This is a genomic window from Azotobacter armeniacus (assembly GCF_054779355.1).
In genome coordinates this window covers 1-16,925 of sequence record NZ_BAAGYK010000026.1, presented here as the reverse complement: position 1 = coordinate 16,925, position 16,925 = coordinate 1, and the positions used below count along the sequence as shown (strand labels likewise).

13 protein-coding genes and 2 pseudogenes are annotated in these 16,925 nt (G+C 63.4%); 9 read left to right on the top strand and 6 right to left on the bottom strand.

The window, feature by feature from the left end:
* From ACYVD0_RS05585 to ACYVD0_RS05575, 3 genes are all read left to right on the top strand, one after another.
* Positions 1–271 (top strand): zinc ribbon domain-containing protein (locus tag ACYVD0_RS05585; protein WP_460425888.1); only part of this gene is annotated, 271 nt, incomplete at its 5' end.
* Between the two features lie 179 nt (positions 272–450).
* A complete protein-coding gene (locus ACYVD0_RS05580) occupies positions 451–690 on the top strand; it encodes a transposase domain-containing protein (protein WP_460425887.1) in 240 nt (79 codons plus the stop codon).
* 345 nt (positions 691–1,035) lie between these two features.
* Entirely contained in the window at positions 1,036–1,356 is a 321-nt protein-coding gene (locus tag ACYVD0_RS05575; protein WP_460425886.1) for an Arc family DNA-binding protein, read from the top strand.
* A 483-nt stretch (positions 1,357–1,839) separates the two neighbouring features.
* Here ACYVD0_RS05575 and ACYVD0_RS05570 read toward each other — a convergent pair.
* Positions 1,840–1,977 (bottom strand): annotated as a pseudogene (locus tag ACYVD0_RS05570) (IS110 family transposase); the annotation flags it as partial.
* Positions 1,978–2,401: 424 nt separating this feature from the next.
* On the opposite strand from ACYVD0_RS05570, the gene ACYVD0_RS05565 reads away from it, so the two are divergent.
* The 3 genes from ACYVD0_RS05565 (at position 2,402) to ACYVD0_RS05555 (ending at position 5,625) form a co-directional block, all read left to right on the top strand.
* The gene (locus tag ACYVD0_RS05565; RefSeq protein WP_460425885.1) at positions 2,402–3,610 is read left to right on the top strand and encodes an acyltransferase family protein; all 1,209 of its coding nucleotides are present in this window, start codon (positions 2,402–2,404) and stop codon (positions 3,608–3,610) included.
* 420 nt (positions 3,611–4,030) lie between these two features.
* The gene (locus ACYVD0_RS05560) at positions 4,031–4,966 is read left to right on the top strand and encodes an AEC family transporter (protein ID WP_460425884.1); all 936 of its coding nucleotides are present in this window, start codon (positions 4,031–4,033) and stop codon (positions 4,964–4,966) included.
* A 125-nt stretch (positions 4,967–5,091) separates the two neighbouring features.
* The gene (locus tag ACYVD0_RS05555) at positions 5,092–5,625 is read left to right on the top strand and encodes an Hsp20/alpha crystallin family protein (RefSeq protein WP_460425883.1); all 534 of its coding nucleotides are present in this window, start codon (positions 5,092–5,094) and stop codon (positions 5,623–5,625) included.
* A 24-nt stretch (positions 5,626–5,649) separates the two neighbouring features.
* On the opposite strand, the gene ACYVD0_RS05550 is transcribed toward ACYVD0_RS05555, so the two are convergent.
* Complete coding sequence (locus ACYVD0_RS05550; RefSeq protein WP_460425882.1) at positions 5,650–6,555, bottom strand: pseudouridine synthase family protein; 906 nt, start codon at positions 6,553–6,555, stop codon at positions 5,650–5,652.
* A 179-nt stretch (positions 6,556–6,734) separates the two neighbouring features.
* Here ACYVD0_RS05550 and ACYVD0_RS05545 point away from each other — a divergent pair, with 179 nt between their 5' ends.
* Together ACYVD0_RS05545 and ACYVD0_RS05540 are read left to right on the top strand one after the other, a co-directional pair.
* Entirely contained in the window at positions 6,735–8,750 is a 2,016-nt protein-coding gene (locus tag ACYVD0_RS05545) for an alkaline phosphatase D family protein (protein ID WP_460425881.1), read from the top strand.
* Positions 8,751–9,118: 368 nt separating this feature from the next.
* A complete protein-coding gene (locus tag ACYVD0_RS05540) occupies positions 9,119–9,982 on the top strand; it encodes an isocitrate lyase/PEP mutase family protein (protein WP_460425880.1) in 864 nt (287 codons plus the stop codon).
* 80 nt (positions 9,983–10,062) lie between these two features.
* Here the strand turns inward: ACYVD0_RS05540 and ACYVD0_RS05535 are convergent, their stop codons facing one another.
* The 3 genes from ACYVD0_RS05535 to uvrB all read right to left on the bottom strand — a co-directional run bounded on the left by ACYVD0_RS05535 (position 10,063) and on the right by uvrB (position 15,261).
* Complete coding sequence (locus ACYVD0_RS05535; RefSeq protein ID WP_460425946.1) at positions 10,063–11,175, bottom strand: mechanosensitive ion channel family protein; 1,113 nt, start codon at positions 11,173–11,175, stop codon at positions 10,063–10,065.
* A gap of 308 nt (positions 11,176–11,483) precedes the next feature.
* On the bottom strand, positions 11,484–12,965 hold the full coding sequence (gene gltX, locus ACYVD0_RS05530) for a glutamate--tRNA ligase (protein ID WP_460425879.1): 1,482 nt from the start codon (positions 12,963–12,965) through the stop codon (positions 11,484–11,486).
* A gap of 286 nt (positions 12,966–13,251) precedes the next feature.
* Complete coding sequence (gene uvrB / locus ACYVD0_RS05525) at positions 13,252–15,261, bottom strand: excinuclease ABC subunit UvrB (RefSeq protein ID WP_460425878.1); 2,010 nt, start codon at positions 15,259–15,261, stop codon at positions 13,252–13,254.
* Positions 15,262–15,556: 295 nt separating this feature from the next.
* Here uvrB and ACYVD0_RS05520 point away from each other — a divergent pair, with 295 nt between their 5' ends.
* Positions 15,557–16,753, top strand: coding sequence for an amino acid aminotransferase (locus ACYVD0_RS05520; protein ID WP_460425877.1), 1,197 nt, complete (start codon positions 15,557–15,559; stop codon positions 16,751–16,753).
* A gap of 70 nt (positions 16,754–16,823) precedes the next feature.
* Here ACYVD0_RS05520 and ACYVD0_RS05515 read toward each other — a convergent pair.
* A pseudogene (locus ACYVD0_RS05515) lies at positions 16,824–16,925 on the bottom strand (IS1595 family transposase); the annotation flags it as partial.

Here is a 16,925-nt window from a genome sequence, read left to right as displayed (position 1 = left end):
CCAGTTGGACTACAACCTGGCGTGGCGGGCCGGGTGGCTCGTTGCGCTGCCGCCGCAGAACACGAGCCGCACCTGCCCGTGTTGCGGCCAGGTGTCGGCAGACAACCGGCAGACGCAAGCCCGGTTCGAGTGTGTGGAATGGGGTTTCGAGGAAAACGCCGATGGGGTCGGCGCGATCCATGTTCCAAGGGCGGGACACGCCCGGTTCGCCGGTGCAGTGAGCGGTGCGGTAATGCCGCCAGCAGCACGACTGCATGGATGCAGGAGGTAGAGCGACGCAGGAGGCCAAAGCCGAGGAATCCACCGAGGTGAGTCGGCCCTGGTGGGCTGAACACGGCAGGAGTCCCCTTCCTTATCCGCCCTTCGGGCGGCGAGCGTCAGCGAGAGGGAGGGGAGGATGTCAAACACTCGATAGGGCCATGCTTCTGGGCGAGCTTGTGAAGAAGCCGGATGATGGTCGGTGCCGGGAACGATCATAGCATCCGGTTGTTCGCCGGCACCGAGCGCGGCGGCCGGCAGGCGGTGGTGATCTACAGCTTGCTGATCACGGCGAAGCTCAATGGCCTGGATCCGGCCGCCTGGCTGAAGGCTACGCTGGAGAAACTGCCCACCTGGCCCACAACCGGATCGATGAATTCCTGCCGCTACGTCCTGATGCGTAAAATACAAGGCGTCTGCGCTGGACGCTGACCGCCGAGGCGTGTTCTTTCAAATTGAAATCAAGTGTTTATTGAAATGACGATATTTCTCAGCTTCCCATCCATTCCGGCTCGACGCAAGATGAACGGGGCGTTGTCGCCGTCCTTGTTCCTCACTTCAACCACGAACTTGCCAAACCCTTCATGGAACATCGAGGATGTCCACAAGAGGCTCCCCGCCGCCTCCAGAGCCTGAGCCGTAAACCGGCCCGGCTCTTCACTCCCTCGAAAGCATTGCCATACTGAACGGGAAGGCCATGGACGAAGAACTGCTGCACAAGCAGGCGGCCAACCCCAAGGAATGACCCGGCGAACGCTATCCAGATTGAGGCCCCTCATGAGCCACACAGACCCGCAATTCAATCTCCGCCTTCCGGAAGAACTGAAAGTCAAACTCATGGAGGCCGCTAAAAGGAATAATCGATCAACTACAGCCGAAATCATCGCTCGACTACAGGAGACCTTCGCCCGCGCGGTTATTGTCGACGCCAAGGCCACCCAGGACGCGCTGATGGTCGAGCTTAACGCCGTGCTGCAGGCCGGCCTTACAGCTGCTGTAGATCTTGATGAGCTACAGAGCGCCCTTCAGAAAGCTCAAAAAATATTGGATGCAAAGCTGACTGCGGCCCACTCATCGAAAGAAATCAAGCCCAAATAACCCCTCCAGCCAATTTTGCCAAGGACACCTCATGGATACTCTTTGGATTAACGCCTCAGTGATTGCTGCTATAGCAGCTGCGGTGGTAGCGATCCGCATAGCGTTAAAGCCCCGCCGGTTCAAGCCCAAAAGCGATGCCTATTGGAAAGAAAAAGCCAGAGCCATACAGAAGAGGCACACAGGGCAGGTTGTTTCAGGCGGAGTGCCTTTGGCCAAGAGGCGATCAAGACCAAAAGCGGCAAGTAATCAATAGCCCAAAACAGAATGTATGGTCAGCCCGCCTCCTGCAACATCAGGCTGAAATCGGTAAAACATGCTTGCGCCAATGAATCCAGGCTCCTGGTGAGCGTGGATTCATTGGCCCGCTCAGCCCTCGATGAGTAGCCGCTCCAGACTGTCCTGAAAAGCCCTGCAACTCGAAGGCTGTTTCGTTGGCAGGTTCTGAGCCGGGCCTTGTGCCGTTTACTGTCATCCGTCACTGACATTGATGGCCGCGGTGCGGTTGCCAATCAAAGCCTCCCGGAGGCGATGCAGGGTAGACAACGTCTGCTGCTCGGCGGTCTTCACCGTCACGAAACGCATGGACGGACGACTGGCCGCCTCGCAGATCGCCTCGGCATCGTGCCAATGCCATGGCTCCCCCAAAAACAGCTTGGCGGTTGGTGGGCCTTGTTCAGCCGCTCTGATCCGCTGGTCTGTTCAGGAAATCCAATGCATCACCAGCAGGCTTGCGCAGCGACAGATAGACCCTGCCCACATTAACACCTGGTCACTCTGGTGAAGGGCTCATCCAGGCCAAAGCCCGACAGGCTCATGCCAACCTTGGATGTCAACTGTAGTACCAATTATGTTGCCGGCACGCAATCATGCTTACCGCAGGCTATCGCCTTGGATGGACCTTGGTCCAAGGTCCAAGGTCCAAGGAATGCCGACAGCCACGAGATTGTGCGATCTGAGCGATAACATCATGACTTCACGGTAACCGAATTAATATCCATCCCAAAATAACGCGCCCTTGACCATTAACCATGGAGAACACGCACCGGTGAAACTCCAGGCAGTGAAATTCGGCGATGGCTTTGCGAGATGGCTGCGCCGCGACGCACGTCCGCTGACCGATCAGGACTTATCGCAAGCCATCGGATTTGCCCGCATCACGCTGATCATCGGATTGGTGTTCCTGCATTATCTGGAGTACCCGAACGCGCGTGTTTCGCCGTTTCATGGCATGGACGTCACGCATCATCCGCTTGCGACGTTCGTCAACAGCTTCGTCCTGTTCTTCTTTTTCAGTGCGGTTCCCTTGCTCAGCCTGATCTCCGGCTGGTTGTTCTTTTCCTTCGCCGAGGTTCCGCACGCCGCCCGCGTCGAACTGCTGCGTCGTATCCGCCGCCGCCTGACTTCCCTGTATCTCCCCCTGGTGTTCTGGAACGCCGCATTCCTGGTGATTCTGCTGTCCCTGTTCACCTTGCGTTCAAATGCCCCACTCCTTGACGGTCTTAATATCCGCTTTGAGCATGCCGGCTGGTTCGACTACCTCAACGCCATATTCGGCCTCACCCGACACCCCGTGGGATTCCAGTTCTGGTTCGTTCGTGACCTGTTCATGACCGCTCTGGTCAGCCCGGCCCTGTGGCTGTCGCTGCGCCATGCACCTTACCTGGGCTTGGCGATACTGGGGCTGGCGTGGATCGCCGACAGTAATCTGATAATCTTCTTCCGCACCGACGTCGTGTTCTTCTTTTATCTTGGTGGTTGGTTCCGAATGCGCGGTGTGTCGCTGGAAATGGGGCAACGCGCTGCGCTGATATTGTTGATGACATACGTCGTTCTCGTCGCGCTTCGAGCCGCAGCCCCCCTGCTCCTGGCCTGGGACGATCATCGTCCCGAGTGGCTGACAGTGACGACCCGCGCCATGCGCCTGATCGGCGTGCTGGCGTGCTGGGGGATCGTCCTGCAACTTGCGGCGACCCCTGTGGGTGCCGTCGTTGCGCGTTACGGTGGCTTGGCCTTTTTCCTGCATGCCATGCACTTTCCCCTCATCGCCGAGGTGAAGATCCTGCTGTGGCGCCTGATCCCGGCCCCGACGGACGGCTGGATGATGGCGCACTATCTCGCCAGTGTCTTCGTCACCGTGGCGATCGCGCTTTCCGCTGGTCTGGTGTTGGCGCGAAAGGCACCACGCTGGTTCGCCTTCTCCAACGGCGGCAGGGTGTTCGCTGCAGGTGATGCTCGCACAGAACGTGCACCTTAACCCGCAACGACTGCGCCCTCCGTGAGCAAGAAATCCCTCTGTTAGCGCCGCTGTAAAACTGACCCACCCCAGCGAAGAAAAATTGACCCACCTGGGCTAACGTCTCGGCCTTTTCAGCTCCGGAAAGGCTGTCGTTTCGCCAAGCGCGACGGCGCATGGCAGCCTGAGTTATAAAGGGGCGAGACATGGTGCCCGCCCTGGAAAGCCGACGCTGCTTGCCGGGCGCGAGCAGCGCGCCGATGAGACAGGATATCCGTCAACCACTCGATGCCGTCGGACCTCATGGCGAGCCGCCATATGTGTTCGCTAAACGCACGCTAAGCATGCCCCGCGTGGCACGACGGGTTGAAACGGCCCGTACAATCTGCGAGCGCCCCCCGAATTCTCTCCCCCTCGCCCACCCCACCAAGGTAGTCCGCCGTGCTGCAGATCCTGTCCATCACCACGCCCATCTTTATCTTGATCGGGCTCGGCTTCTTTGCCGTCCGCTTCAACCTGATCAGCCGCGAGCAGATCCGTGGCCTGGGCAGCTTCGTCATCACCTTCGCCCTGCCGGCACTGGTGCTCAAGGCCTTGTCGAACAACCCCTTCCAGGAGGTGATGAACTGGCAATATCTGCTGGCCTACTGCGGCGGCTCCCTGGCGATCTACCTGTTCGGCCTGCTGTTCGCCCTCAAGGTGCGCCGGGAGCCTCTGGACACCGGCGCCATCACCGCGCTGGGCATGGCCGTCTCCAACAGCGGCTTCGTCGGCTACCCCATCGTCGCCATGCTGCTCGGGCCGGCGGCGGCCATCGGCCTGGCGCTGAACATGCTCGTGGAGAACCTGCTGATCATCCCCCTCAGCCTGATCCTCGCCGAAGCAGGCCGGCAGCAGGGCTCCACCGCCAAGGTGCTGCGCGAGACAGCCAAGCGCCTGGCCAAAACCCCGCTGATCATCGCCATGCTCAGCGGCCTGCTGCTATCCCTGCTGGAGGCGCGCCTGCCGGCGATTCCGGGGAAGGTGGTAGAAATGCTCGCTTCGGCCTCAGCGCCGGTGGCCCTGTTCGTCATCGGCGGCTCCCTCTACGGCCTGAAGCTGAACGGCCTGTTCGCCGAACTGCGGATGATCGCCGTGGGCAAGCTGATCCTGCACCCGCTGGCGGTCTTTCTGCTCTTCTCGCTGCTGCCGGACGTGGACCCGGTCCTGATGGTAGCCGGCGTGATGTTCGCCAGCTCGCCCATGATGAGCATCTACCCGATCTTCGGTCAGCGCTTCGGCGTCGAGGGCCGCTGCGCCGCCGCCCTGCTGTTCACCACGGTAATATCCTTCTTCACCATCAGCCTGCTGATCGGCGTCATGAATCCGCACCTGTAGCGGCGCCCGGCAAGTCCCCGCGGCGGGTCAGGAGATTCCCGCCGCACATTGCGAGCGTCTCAGGGGAACTGGCCTAAGCTTTGGCCTGTCCGCCTCGGACAATCGTCAATCAGGAGGGATTCGCAATGGTCAACACCGAAAAACAGGTTCCCACAGGCCGCGAGCAGGACAGCAGGAACCCACTGGAAAACTGGCACCCGCTGGATCGTCTGCGCCGACAGGTCGATCATCTGTTCTCCGACTTCAGCCGCAAGGCCCTGCACCCCCCCTTCAGCCGCAACCTGTTCGACAGCGCACCGCAGTGGACGCGGGAACTGTTCAACCAAGGCATGCCGGCGGTGGACATCAACGACAAGGGCACGGCCTACGAGATTTCCGCCGAGCTGCCCGGCATGGACGAGGAGGACATCGAGATCAAGCTGTCCAGCGGCTGCCTGACCATCAAGGGGGAGAAGAAGGAGGAGCACGAGGACAAGAAGAAGGACTCCTACATCGCCGAGCGCTACTACGGCGCCTTCCAGCGCAGCTTCGCCCTGCCCGCGGAAGTAGATGCCGAGCGCATCGAGGCGAACTTCAACAAGGGCGTGCTGACCCTGAGTCTGCCGAAGAAACCGGAAGCGCTCGCCGAAGAGAAGACCATCCAGATCAAGGCCAACTGAGCGTCTTTCCTGCCCCGGACGGGCTCAGTGGCAGACTCCGGGATTCAGCTCGAGATGGCTGTCGAAGCGCCTTTCCTGCCCACTCAGAGGATCGACGAAGCTCAGGCTCTGCGCCAGCAGCTGCAACGGCCGGCGGTAGTCGTCGATCTCCCGCCGTGAGCGCTCGAGCAGGCGCGGATAGAGCGGATCGTTACAGATCCCCGCGCCCAGCGCGGCCATGTGCACGCGCAACTGGTGGGTCTTGCCGGTGACCGGATGGAGCACGTAGCGCCGCAACTCCCCCAGACATTCTCCGAGCTCGACGCGAGTCTCGCTGTTCGGCTCGCCCTCGGACTCGCGCATGAGGAAGAAAGGCTCCCCCTTGACCAGCCGGGTCCGGCGCAGCAGCGGGAAACTCGCTGCGGGCAGCGCCGGGGCGATGGCTGCATAGACCTTGCGGATCTGCCGCTCGCGGAACAGTGCCTGATAGCGCCCGCGGCTCGCCGGGTTGCAGGAGAACAGCACCAGCCCGGCGGTGAGCCGGTCGATGCGGTGCAGCGGCACCAGATCGGGGTTGCCGAGGCGGCGCACCAGCCGCGCCAGCAGGGTCTGCTCGACGTACTCGCCTACCGGAGCGACCGGCAGGAAATGCGGCTTGTCCGCCACCAACAGGTGCTCGTCCGCGTGCAGCACGCCTTCGGCGAAAGGGATCGGCGTTTCCGCCGCCACCTCGCGGAAATAGTGGACGCGCAGCGCCTCGCGGTAGGGATGCTCGGGACCTATAGTGCGGCCCTCGCCATCCAGCACCCGTCCGCGGGCCATGCGCCCCAGCCAGACGTCCCGGCCGATCGCCGGAAAGTGCGCGCAGAGGCAGTCCAGTACGGTGCGCCAGGCGCCGCGCGGCAGATGCAGGACGCTGGGACGAAGGCTGGCGACAGAAGCGTGGGACATGGCGGGCGGACTCCGGCGGCGAGAGCGCATTAGGCCCCAGCAAGGGGCTGCCGTCAAAGGGCGGGCGGGTGTCATAATGCCCGGCTTCGCCACCTGCGCCCCGGCGTAGCACCGACCATGAACCGCACGCACGGGAGCGAAGGAGCGCCCCCTACTGCATGGATCGACATACTTCAGACATGCCAACAGACCTTCCGCTCCCGCTCGATACCTCCACCCTGCCCCCGGTCCTCGCCGGCCCGCTGCTGCGCCGGCTGAGCCCAGAGCGCCTGGTCCTCTGGCTGGTCGGTTCGCGCCCCCTGCAACTGTCGCTGCAGTTGGTCTTCGCCGGGCCGCATGGCCCACAGCAACGCCTCCTCGAACTCGACACGTCGCGTTGCCGCCGCCTGCGCATCGGCATCCATGCCTGGCTGCATCTGCTCGACGTGCCGCTGGACGCTCCGCTGCCCACGGACACCCCGATCGAGTACGACCTGCTGCTGGAAGAGGACGGCCGGCAGGCCGGGATCGCTGACTGGGCGCCACACCTGCTGCACGAAGGGGCAGAGCGACCGGACTTTCTGCTCAAGTCGCGTCTCGACAACCTGCTGCACGGCTCCTGCCGCAAGCCACACTTCCCTTGCGCGGACGGCCTGGCCAAGGCCGACGCCCTGCTCGCCGGGCTGCGCGAGCGGCCGCAGGCGCGCCCGGCGTTGCTGATGCTGAGCGGCGATCAGGTTTACGCGGACGATGTGGCCGGCCCCATGCTGGTGGCCATTCATGCGCTGATCCGCCGCCTCGGTCTCTACGGCGAATTGCTCGAGGGCGCGCTGGTCGCCGACAGCGACGCGCTCTACGCCCACCCGTTGACCTACTACCGGCGCGAAGACCTGCTGCCCGCCTTCAAGTCCAGCGAGGCCCTGCGCGAGCGTTTCTTCGGCGGTGTGGAAAAGCCGATCTTCACCACTGCCAATGCCCACAACCACCTGGTTACTCTCAGCGAAGTGCTGGCGATGTACCTGCTGGTCTGGTCGCCCGTCCCCTGGACGCTGATCCGCCCCGAGCGACCAGCGCTGGAAGCTACCCTCACCGAACGCTACGCGAGCGAACAGTCGACCCTCGACACCTTCTGTGCCCAGCTACCGCAGGCCGCCCGCACTCTGGCCCATCTGCCGTGCCTGATGATCTTCGACGACCATGACGTCACCGACGACTGGAACCTGTCCGCACGCTGGGAGGAAACCGCCTACGGCCATCCCTTCTCCCGGCGCATCATCGGCAACGCGCTGATCGCCTATGCCCTGTGTCAGGGCTGGGGCAATAATCCGGATGCCTTTGGCGAGGTGCTGCAACAGATCGAGGCGCTCGTCACGGACGCCGGCGACCGCCTCGACTGCCGTGCCCAGGATCAGTTGATCGACGACTTGCTGAAATTCCAGAATTGGCATTATCAGCTGCCGACCACACCCAGCCTGATCGTGCTGGATACCCGCACCCGCCGCTGGCGCAGCGAAACCCACCTGAGCCGCCCTTCCGGACTGATGCACTGGGAGGCCCTGAGCGAGCTGCAGCAGGAGCTGCTCGACGAGCAGGCCGCGGTGATCGTCTCGCCGGCGCCGATCTTCGGCGTCAAGTTGATCGAAGCCGTCCAGCGCCTGTTCACTCTGGCCGGCCAGCCGCTGCTGGTCGATGCGGAGAACTGGATGGCCCACCGCGGCGCGGCACAGGTGATCCTCAACATCTTCCGCCACTCGCGCACACCCGCCAACTACGTGATCCTCTCCGGCGATGTACATTATTCCTTCGCCTACGATGTGCAGATCCGCCACCGCGCAGGGGGGCCGCGGATCTGGCAGGTCACCAGCAGCGGCATCAAGAACGAGTTCCCCGCCAGCCTGCTGGAGTGCTTCGACCGCCTCAACCGCTGGCTCTACGCGCCCTGGTCGCCGCTCAACTGGCTGACCAAGCGGCGCCGGATGGAGGTGGTGCCGCGCATTCCCCACCGCGGCCGGCGCGGCGAGCGCCTATGGAACGGCGCCGGCATCGGCCAGGTGCTGCTCGATGAGCTGGGCCGGCCCAGCGCGATCCTCCAGCACAACGCCGACGGCTCGGCGCCGATCCGCTTCGTCCGCCCGGCGGAACTGCACCGGGCCGCTGCCTCAACCGGAGCCGGCGAAGCAGAATTCGCCAAGCTGCGCCGCGGCGAGGCGGAGTGATCCGCTCCCGCACGCGGGAACATTGAAGGCAAAAAGCTACCAATATAGCTGAAAAGGCTCGTCTTAAACCGATACACGCTGTACTTTAACCAAACCCCCTACCCCCTCATCCAAGTGGTGGCGGAGTACCACGGGGCCTGCCCGAGCGGAGCAAATCCGCCAGGCAGAAGAACAACAATTAGGCACGCCGGCCACGGCACGGCATGTCCCAGGCCATCCGAAACACTGGTTTCGGATGGCCCCTTGCGCACCCGCTGCGACATTTAAAACCAAAAAGGCTCGGCACCCCTGGCTGATCGCCAAGGGCAGACCAGAGCCATTCAGAAAAAAAACGACTACCCCATACCGCCTTTCAGGAGTTTTTTTCTATGACCATCGCATCTCAGCATAACTTGAGACGACAGTTCCGCGCGCTGCTGGAATCCAGGGCCTGCTATGACGCCGCGTCGGTGTTCGATCCGATGTCGGCGCGCATCGCCGGCGACCTGAAGTTCGAGGTCGGCATCCTCGGCGGCTCGGTCGCCGCCCTGCAGGTTCTCGCCGCCCCCGACTATGCCTTGATCACCCTCAGCGAGTTCGTCGAGCAGGCCACCCGCATCGGTCGCGTAGCCAGCCTGCCGATCATCGCCGATGCCGACCACGGCTACGGCAACGCGATCAACGCCATGCGCACCGTGGCCGAACTGGAGCGTGCCGGCGTCGCCGCGCTGACCCTGGAGGATACCCTGCTGCCGCCCAAGTACGGGCACAAGACCACCGACCTGATCCCCTTGGACGAAGCCATCGGCAAGCTCCGCGCGGCCCTGGAGGCACGCATCGATCCGCAGCTGAGCATCATTGCCCGCACCAACGCCGAGCAGCTCGGCATCGAGGAGCTCATCGAACGGGCCAAGGCCTACCAGGCCACCGGCGTGGACGGCATCTGCATGATGGGTATCAGGGACTTCGAGCACCTGGAAGCCGTCTCCAAGCATCTGGACAGCCCGTTGATGCTGATCAATTACGGCAACCCGAAGCTGCGCGACATGCAGCGTCTGGCCGAGAACGGCGTGCGCATCATGGTGAACGGGCATGCCGCCTACTTCGCCGCGATCAAGGCCACCTACGACAGCCTGCGCGAACAGCGCGGAGTCAGCCCCTCCAACATGGGGGCGAAGGAACTCTGCACAAAATACTCGACTCTCGATGAGTATCGCGTCTGGGCCCGCGAGTACATGAGCGTTCAGGAGTAACCGTCCACCTCACAGCGGCTTATCCCGTGGCGCCGATAAGGCGGCGCCACGGTCAACTCGAGTACCAAAGGGCAGCGGAATCATTGCTGCTGCCCTCTACCGTCCCCCTTGGCAACGCCGTTGTTGGCTGCAGGTATGCCGCCCACGGTGATCTGCGGCAGGACCCCTCCCACGAATTCGACACTGCGCGTGGGGAAAGCGAACTGCACATGCAGCTCGCGCATTCCTTGCAGCAGGCCCAGGTTGATCTCCTGCTGGACATCCATATACCTGTTGTAATCCGCACTGAGCACAATGTAGACCACCTCGAAGGTCAGCTGGCTCTCATCGAAGGACAGGAAATGGGCCCGGTCGAAACGGGTGCCTTCGACACCCTGGATGATCCGCCGGACCAGCACCGCGACTTCACGAACCTTCTCCACCGGTGTGTTGTAGGCGATGCCGAACTTGAACACGATCCGCCGGGTATCCATGCGCTTGTAGTTGTGCAGGGCCTTGGTCAACAGATCGGAGTTGGCACAGACGATCTGCTCGCCGCTCAGGCTGCGGATGCGGGTGGTCTTCATGCCGATATGCTCGATGGTGCCAGCCACGTCACCGAACACCACGAAGTCGCCAGTTTCGAAGGGTTTGTCGATGCCGATCGAGAGTGAGGCGAAGATATCGCTGAGCAATGTCTGCACCGCCAAGGCGATGGCGATACCGCCGATACCCAGACTGGCGACCATGGCGGTGATGTTCACGCCGAGATTGGCCAGGATCGAGAGCAGCATCATGGTCCATACCAGGGCCCGCAGCATGATGCCGAGGATGGCGGTGGTCACCGGATTGCGCGCCTTGCCGTTGTGAGTCAGGCTGACCACCCACAGGCGCACCACGATGTCGAGCCAGAGCGCCAGCTGGAAGGCCAGGGCGATGAACCAGCCATGGGAAAGCATGTCCTCCCAGCGCGGCGACAATTCCACGACCTTCAGACCGATCAGCAGTGCGAAGGCGAAGATCAACAGACGGCTGGTGTGAGCAAGCATCTCGGCAGCAAAGCCGTAGGCCCGCCCGTGTGGAGCCAGGGCCCGCAGACGCCGGGTTACGATGCCGAGGATGCTGCGCAGGACCCAGTAACTGACGAAGGACACGGCCAGCAACAGGGCCGGTTTTATCCAGAGCGTATCGTTCAGCAGTGCTTGCCACTTCAGCTCTTGCCAATTCATCGCGCGGAATCCTCCGAGATAAGGCAATCGAGTAGAAGGTGAAAAAAGGCATAAGTCCTTTTTTCGGCGGTCAGTGACTGGAGAAGTTCCCCCTCTGGCAGCTGCACTGGGAGTCGAGGACATGCTCGGCATGTCCGAATCACTTCCGCGAAACAGTAAATAAAAGCCCCGGCCTCTCCCGCAGGAAAGACCGGGGCACGTGGACCACGGGCGCGTAGCCCGGGGGCTGAGTGGGGACTCGCACGTCCCTCACCCTGCTCCTCTCTCGCATGCGGGAAAGGAGCTCGGAGCCTTCAAAGGATCTCGGCCAGCAACTTCTCCCACTCCTTGCTCTCCTTCTTCGATACCCCGCCGAGCAGCTCGATGGCCTGGCGCAGGCGGAAGCGGGTCAGGTCGGCGCCGAGGATTTCCATGGCGTCCAGCACCGACACCGAGCTGGCCTGGCCGGTGATCGCCGGAAAGATCAGCGGCATGGCATCGCGCAGCTTGTAGCCGAGGCGCTCGCTGACCTTCTGAATGATCGCGGTGATGTTGTCCTTGTTCCACTGGCGCAGGGCTTCCAGCTTCCAGAGGATCAGTTGCAGCAGCTGGCGGACCTGCTCCGGCGACAGTTTCTTGTGCTCGAACAACCTGGCGTCCAGCGGCACGCCGCCGGCGAAGAAGAAGCCGGCCAGCGGCGCGATCTGGCTGAAGGTCTCCACCCGGCCCTGCACATGCGGAGCGATCTGCATCAGGTATTCGGGGTTGAACGCCCACTGCCGCACTTCGGCGGCGAAGGCCTCGACGGACAGCTCGCGCAGCCACTGGCCGTTCAGCCAGGAGAGCTTCTCCATGTCGAAGATCGGCCCGCCGAGGGACACGCGCTGGATGTCGAAGTGCTCGATCATCTCCGCCAGGGTGAACTTCTCGCGCTCGTCGGGCATCGACCAGCCCATGCGGCCCAGGTAGTTGAGCATCGCCTCGGGCAGAAAGCCCATGCGCTGGTAGAAGGTGATCGAGGTGGGGTTCTTGCGCTTGGACAGCTTGCTCTTGTCCGGATTGCGCAGCAGCGGCATGTAGCAGAGCTTGGGCTGCTCCCAGCCGAAGTACTCATAGAGCTTGATCAGCTTGGGTGCCGAGGGCAGCCATTCCTCGCCGCGCAGCACATGGGTGATGCCCATCAGGTGGTCGTCGACCACGTTGGCGAGGAAGTAGGTGGGCAGGCCGTCGGCCTTCATCAGCACCTGCATGTCCATGCGATCCCAAGGGATCTCGACGTCGCCGCGGAGCATGTCCGGCACCGTGCAGATGCCTTCGCTCGGCACCTTCATGCGCACCACGTGGGATTCGCCGGCAGCGATGCGCCGCTGTGCCTCTTGCGGCGCGACGTGCATGCAGTGGCCGTCGTAGCGCGGGGTTTCCTTGTTGGCCATCTGCTGCGCGCGCACTTCGTCCAACCGCTCGGCGCTGCAGAAGCAGGGGAAGGCATGGCCCTTGGCGACCAGCTCGTCCGAGTACTTCTTGTAGATCGCAGCGCGCTCGCTTTGCCGGTACGGCCCGTGGGGGCCGCCGACGTCCGGGCCCTCGTCCCATTCGATGCCCAGCCAGCGCAGGGCGTCGTAGATCTGCTGCTCCGACTCGCGGGTCGAGCGCAGCTGGTCGGTATCCTCGATACGCAGGATGAACTGGCCGCCGTACTGACGGGCGAAGCACAGGTTGAACAGGGCGATGTAGGCGGTGCCGACGTGCGGATCGCCGGTTGGCGACGGCGCAATGCGGGTGCGGACGGTGGTCATGCAGGCTCCCGGACAGAGGGACAAACAGAAGGATGAAAGGCGTGAATGTTAGCAGGCGCGAAGCCGGGGGCTCCAGTCTGCGCAGGGCTTTGTGGGAGCGGCCTTGGCCGCGAAGGCGGAGATCACGACAGCATCACAGCCAAGGCCGCTCCCACCTGAAACTACCCCGGCCCTCAGCCTCGCAGAGCGGGTGAAACCCATCATTGCCCGGTGTCATCCAGCAATTTCTGGTGGGTTGCATCCGTCTCGTTCACCTTCCCGTCGAAACCGTCCCAAGTCCTCTGGATCAAACCTGCAGCAGCCTTTCGCGCAGCGCCTGGATCTCGTCGCGCAGCTGTGCCGCGGCCTCGAATTCCAGGTCGCGGGCCAGCGTGTACATCCGCTCCTCCAGCTGGCGGATGCGCTTGTTGATCTCGCTCGGCGAACGCAGTTCGGCCTCGTAGCGCGCGCTGTCCTCCGCCGCCTTGGCGATACGCTTGCGACTGCGCGCGCCGGGCACCACGGCGCCTTCGAGGATGTCCTGGATGTCCTTCTTCACGCCTCGGGGCACGATGCCACGAGCTTCGTTGAAGGCGATCTGCTTGGCGCGGCGCCGTTCGGTCTCGCCGATGGCGCGCTGCATCGAGCCGGTGATGCGGTCGGCATAGAGGATCGCCTTGCCGTTGAGGTTGCGCGCGGCGCGGCCGATGGTCTGGATCAGCGAGCGCTCGCTGCGCAGGAAGCCCTCCTTGTCCGCGTCGAGGATCGCCACCAGCGATACCTCGGGCATGTCCAGGCCCTCGCGCAGCAGGTTGATGCCTACCAGCACGTCGAAGGCGCCGCTGCGCAGGTCGCGGATGATCTCCACGCGCTCGACGGTGTCGATGTCCGAATGCAGGTAACGCACCCGCACGTCGTGGTCGGCCAGGTAGTCGGTGAGGTCCTCGGCCATGCGCTTGGTCAGGGTGGTGACCAGCACCCGCTCCTCGACGGCGACGCGCTTGTTGATCTCGGAGAGCAGGTCGTCCACCTGGGTGAGTGCCGGGCGCACCTCCAGCTCGGGGTCGACCAACCCGGTGGGCCGCACCACCTGCTCGATCACCCGCCCGGCGTGCTCGGCCTCGTAGGGGCCGGGGGTCGCCGAGACGAAGATGGTCTGCGGGCTGATCCGTTCCCACTCGTCGAAGCGCATCGGCCGGTTGTCCAGCGCCGATGGCAGGCGGAAGCCGTATTCCACCAGGGTTTCCTTGCGCGAGCGGTCGCCCTTGTACATGGCGCCGACCTGCGGAACCGTGACGTGGGATTCGTCGATGACCATCAGCGCATTGTCCGGCAGGTAGTCGTAGAGGGTCGGCGGCGCCTCCCCCGGGGCGCGGCCGGAGAGGTAGCGGGAGTAGTTCTCGATGCCGTTGCAATAGCCCAACTCGAGGATCATCTCCAAATCGAAGCGGGTGCGCTGCTCCAGGCGCTGCGCCTCCACCAGCTTGCTGTGCTCGCGCAAGTATTCCAGGCGATCCTTCAGCTCGGCCTTGATCTGCTCCACCGCCTCCAGGAGCGTCTCGCGCGGGGTGACATAGTGGCTTTTGGGATAGAAGGTGAAGCGCGGTAGTTTGCGGATCACCTCGCCGGTCAGCGGATCGAAGGCGGAGAGGCTTTCCACCTCGTCGTCGAACAACTCGACGCGGATCGCCTCCAGCTCGGATTCGGCCGGATAAATGTCGATCACGTCACCGCGCACGCGGAAAGTGGCGCGAGCGAAGTCCATGTCGTTGCGGGTGTACTGCAGGTCGGCCAGTCGGCGCAGCAGGGCGCGCTGGTCGAGTTTGTCGCCGCGGTCGATGTGCAGCACCATTTTCAAGTAGCTGGCCGGATCGCCAAGGCCGTAGATCGACGACACCGTGGCGACGATAATCGCGTCCGCCCGCTCCAGCAGCGCCTTGGTCGCCGACAGGCGCATCTGCTCAATGTGGTCGTTGATCGAGGCGTCCTTTTCGATGTAGGTGTCGGAGGACGGCACATAGGCTTCCGGCTGGTAGTAGTCGTAATAGGAAACGAAGTACTCCACCGCATTGTTCGGGAAAAAGCTCTTGAACTCGCCGTAGAGCTGCGCCGCCAGGGTCTTGTTGGGCGCCAGCACCAGAACCGGGCGCTGCACCCGGGCGATCACATTGGCAATGCTGAAGGTCTTGCCGGAGCCGGTCACCCCCAGCAGAGTCTGGTGCGACAACCCAGCCTCCAGCCCCTCGACCATCTGGCGGATGGCTTCGGGTTGGTCGCCGGCTGGCTGAAAACGGGTCACCAGCTGGAATTCGGACATGGGAACCTCTCTCGATGATGCTGGCGAACAGTTCCGCTGGGGGGAGCTGACATGAAGCCGGGATGCGCCTGGCAAGACCCGCACGACCGCCAGCCAGCGGGTCCGCCTTCGACATATGGTTGACAGAAAACCCTTGACAGCATATCGCAGGCGGCAGGCATGGCCGCTATACTAGCGCCCCAATTCTACATGCCCCTGCGCACACCGCCGCCCCTTCCGGTCGACGGCCCGTCCGCCTGCGTGGGGGTTGTTGTAGCCAGGCCCTCCACCCTCTTCTTCTTCGAGCACCTCAACCATGAGCTTGTTCTCTGCCGTAGAAATGGCACCGCGTGACCCGATCCTTGGCCTCACCGAAGCATTCAATGCCGATACCCGTCCGACCAAGGTCAACCTCGGTGTCGGCGTCTACTACAACGAAGAGGGCCGAATTCCCCTGCTACGCGCCGTCGAGGAGGCTGAAAAGGCCCGTATCGCCGCCCATGCGCCGCACGGCTACCTGCCAATCGACGGCATCGTTGCCTACGACCAGGCCGTGCAGAAACTGCTGTTCGGCAACGACTCCGCACTGCTCACCGACGGCCGCGTGGTCACCGCCCAGGCCCTGGGCGGCACCGGCGCACTGAAGGTCGGCGCCGACTTCCTCAAGCGCCTGCTGCCGGATGCAGTGGTCGCCATCAGCGACCCGAGCTGGGAGAACCACCGAGCCCTGTTCGAGTCCGCCGGTTTCCGCGTGCAGAACTATCGCTACTACGACGCCGCCAGCCACGGCCTGAGCCGCGCCGGCATGCTGGAGGACATCAAGGCCCTGCCGGCCCGCTCCATCGTGCTGCTGCATGCCTGCTGCCACAACCCGACCGGCGTCGACCTGTCCGGCGACGACTGGCAGCAGGTACTGGAAGCGATCCGCGAATGCGACCACGTGCCCTTCCTCGACATCGCCTACCAAGGCTTCGGCGACGGCATCGAGCAGGACGCCGAGGCGGTGCGCCTGTTCGCCGAATCGGGCCTGCAGTTCTTCGTCTCCAGCTCCTTCTCCAAGTCCTTCTCCCTCTATGGCGAGCGCGTCGGCGCCCTATCCATCGTCACCGCCTCGAAGGATGAAGCCGCCCGCGTGCTGTCCCAGGTCAAGCGGGTGATCCGCACCAACTATTCGAACCCGCCGACCCACGGCGCCAGCGTGGTTTCCAGCGTGCTCAACAGCCCGGAACTGCGCGCCCTGTGGGAAGCCGAGCTGGCCGAGATGCGCGGACGCATCCAGAGCATGCGCCAGACCATGGTCGAGCAACTGGCCGCCCAGGGCGTCAAGCGCGATTTCGCCTTCGTCGCCCGCCAGCGCGGCATGTTCTCCTACTCCGGCCTCAGCGCCGCGCAGGTGGAGCGGCTGCGCAACGAATTCGGCATCTATGCCGTCACTACCGGTCGCATCTGCGTCGCTGCCCTGAACCAGCGCAACATCGCCAGCGTCACCCAGGCCATCGCCCAGGTACTCTGATCCCCCACACCCGGCGGCTCTCCGCGCGAGAGCCGCCGGGGACAGAATGCGGTACGGACAAAACAAAAGGCTATGTCTGAGTTAGCTGTTGCATAGCAGACCTCCCCAGCGATTCCCTCAGACAAATCAATGGATCGAGCTGCGTCTTGTAGCGCTCGAGCATGCGGCGCCA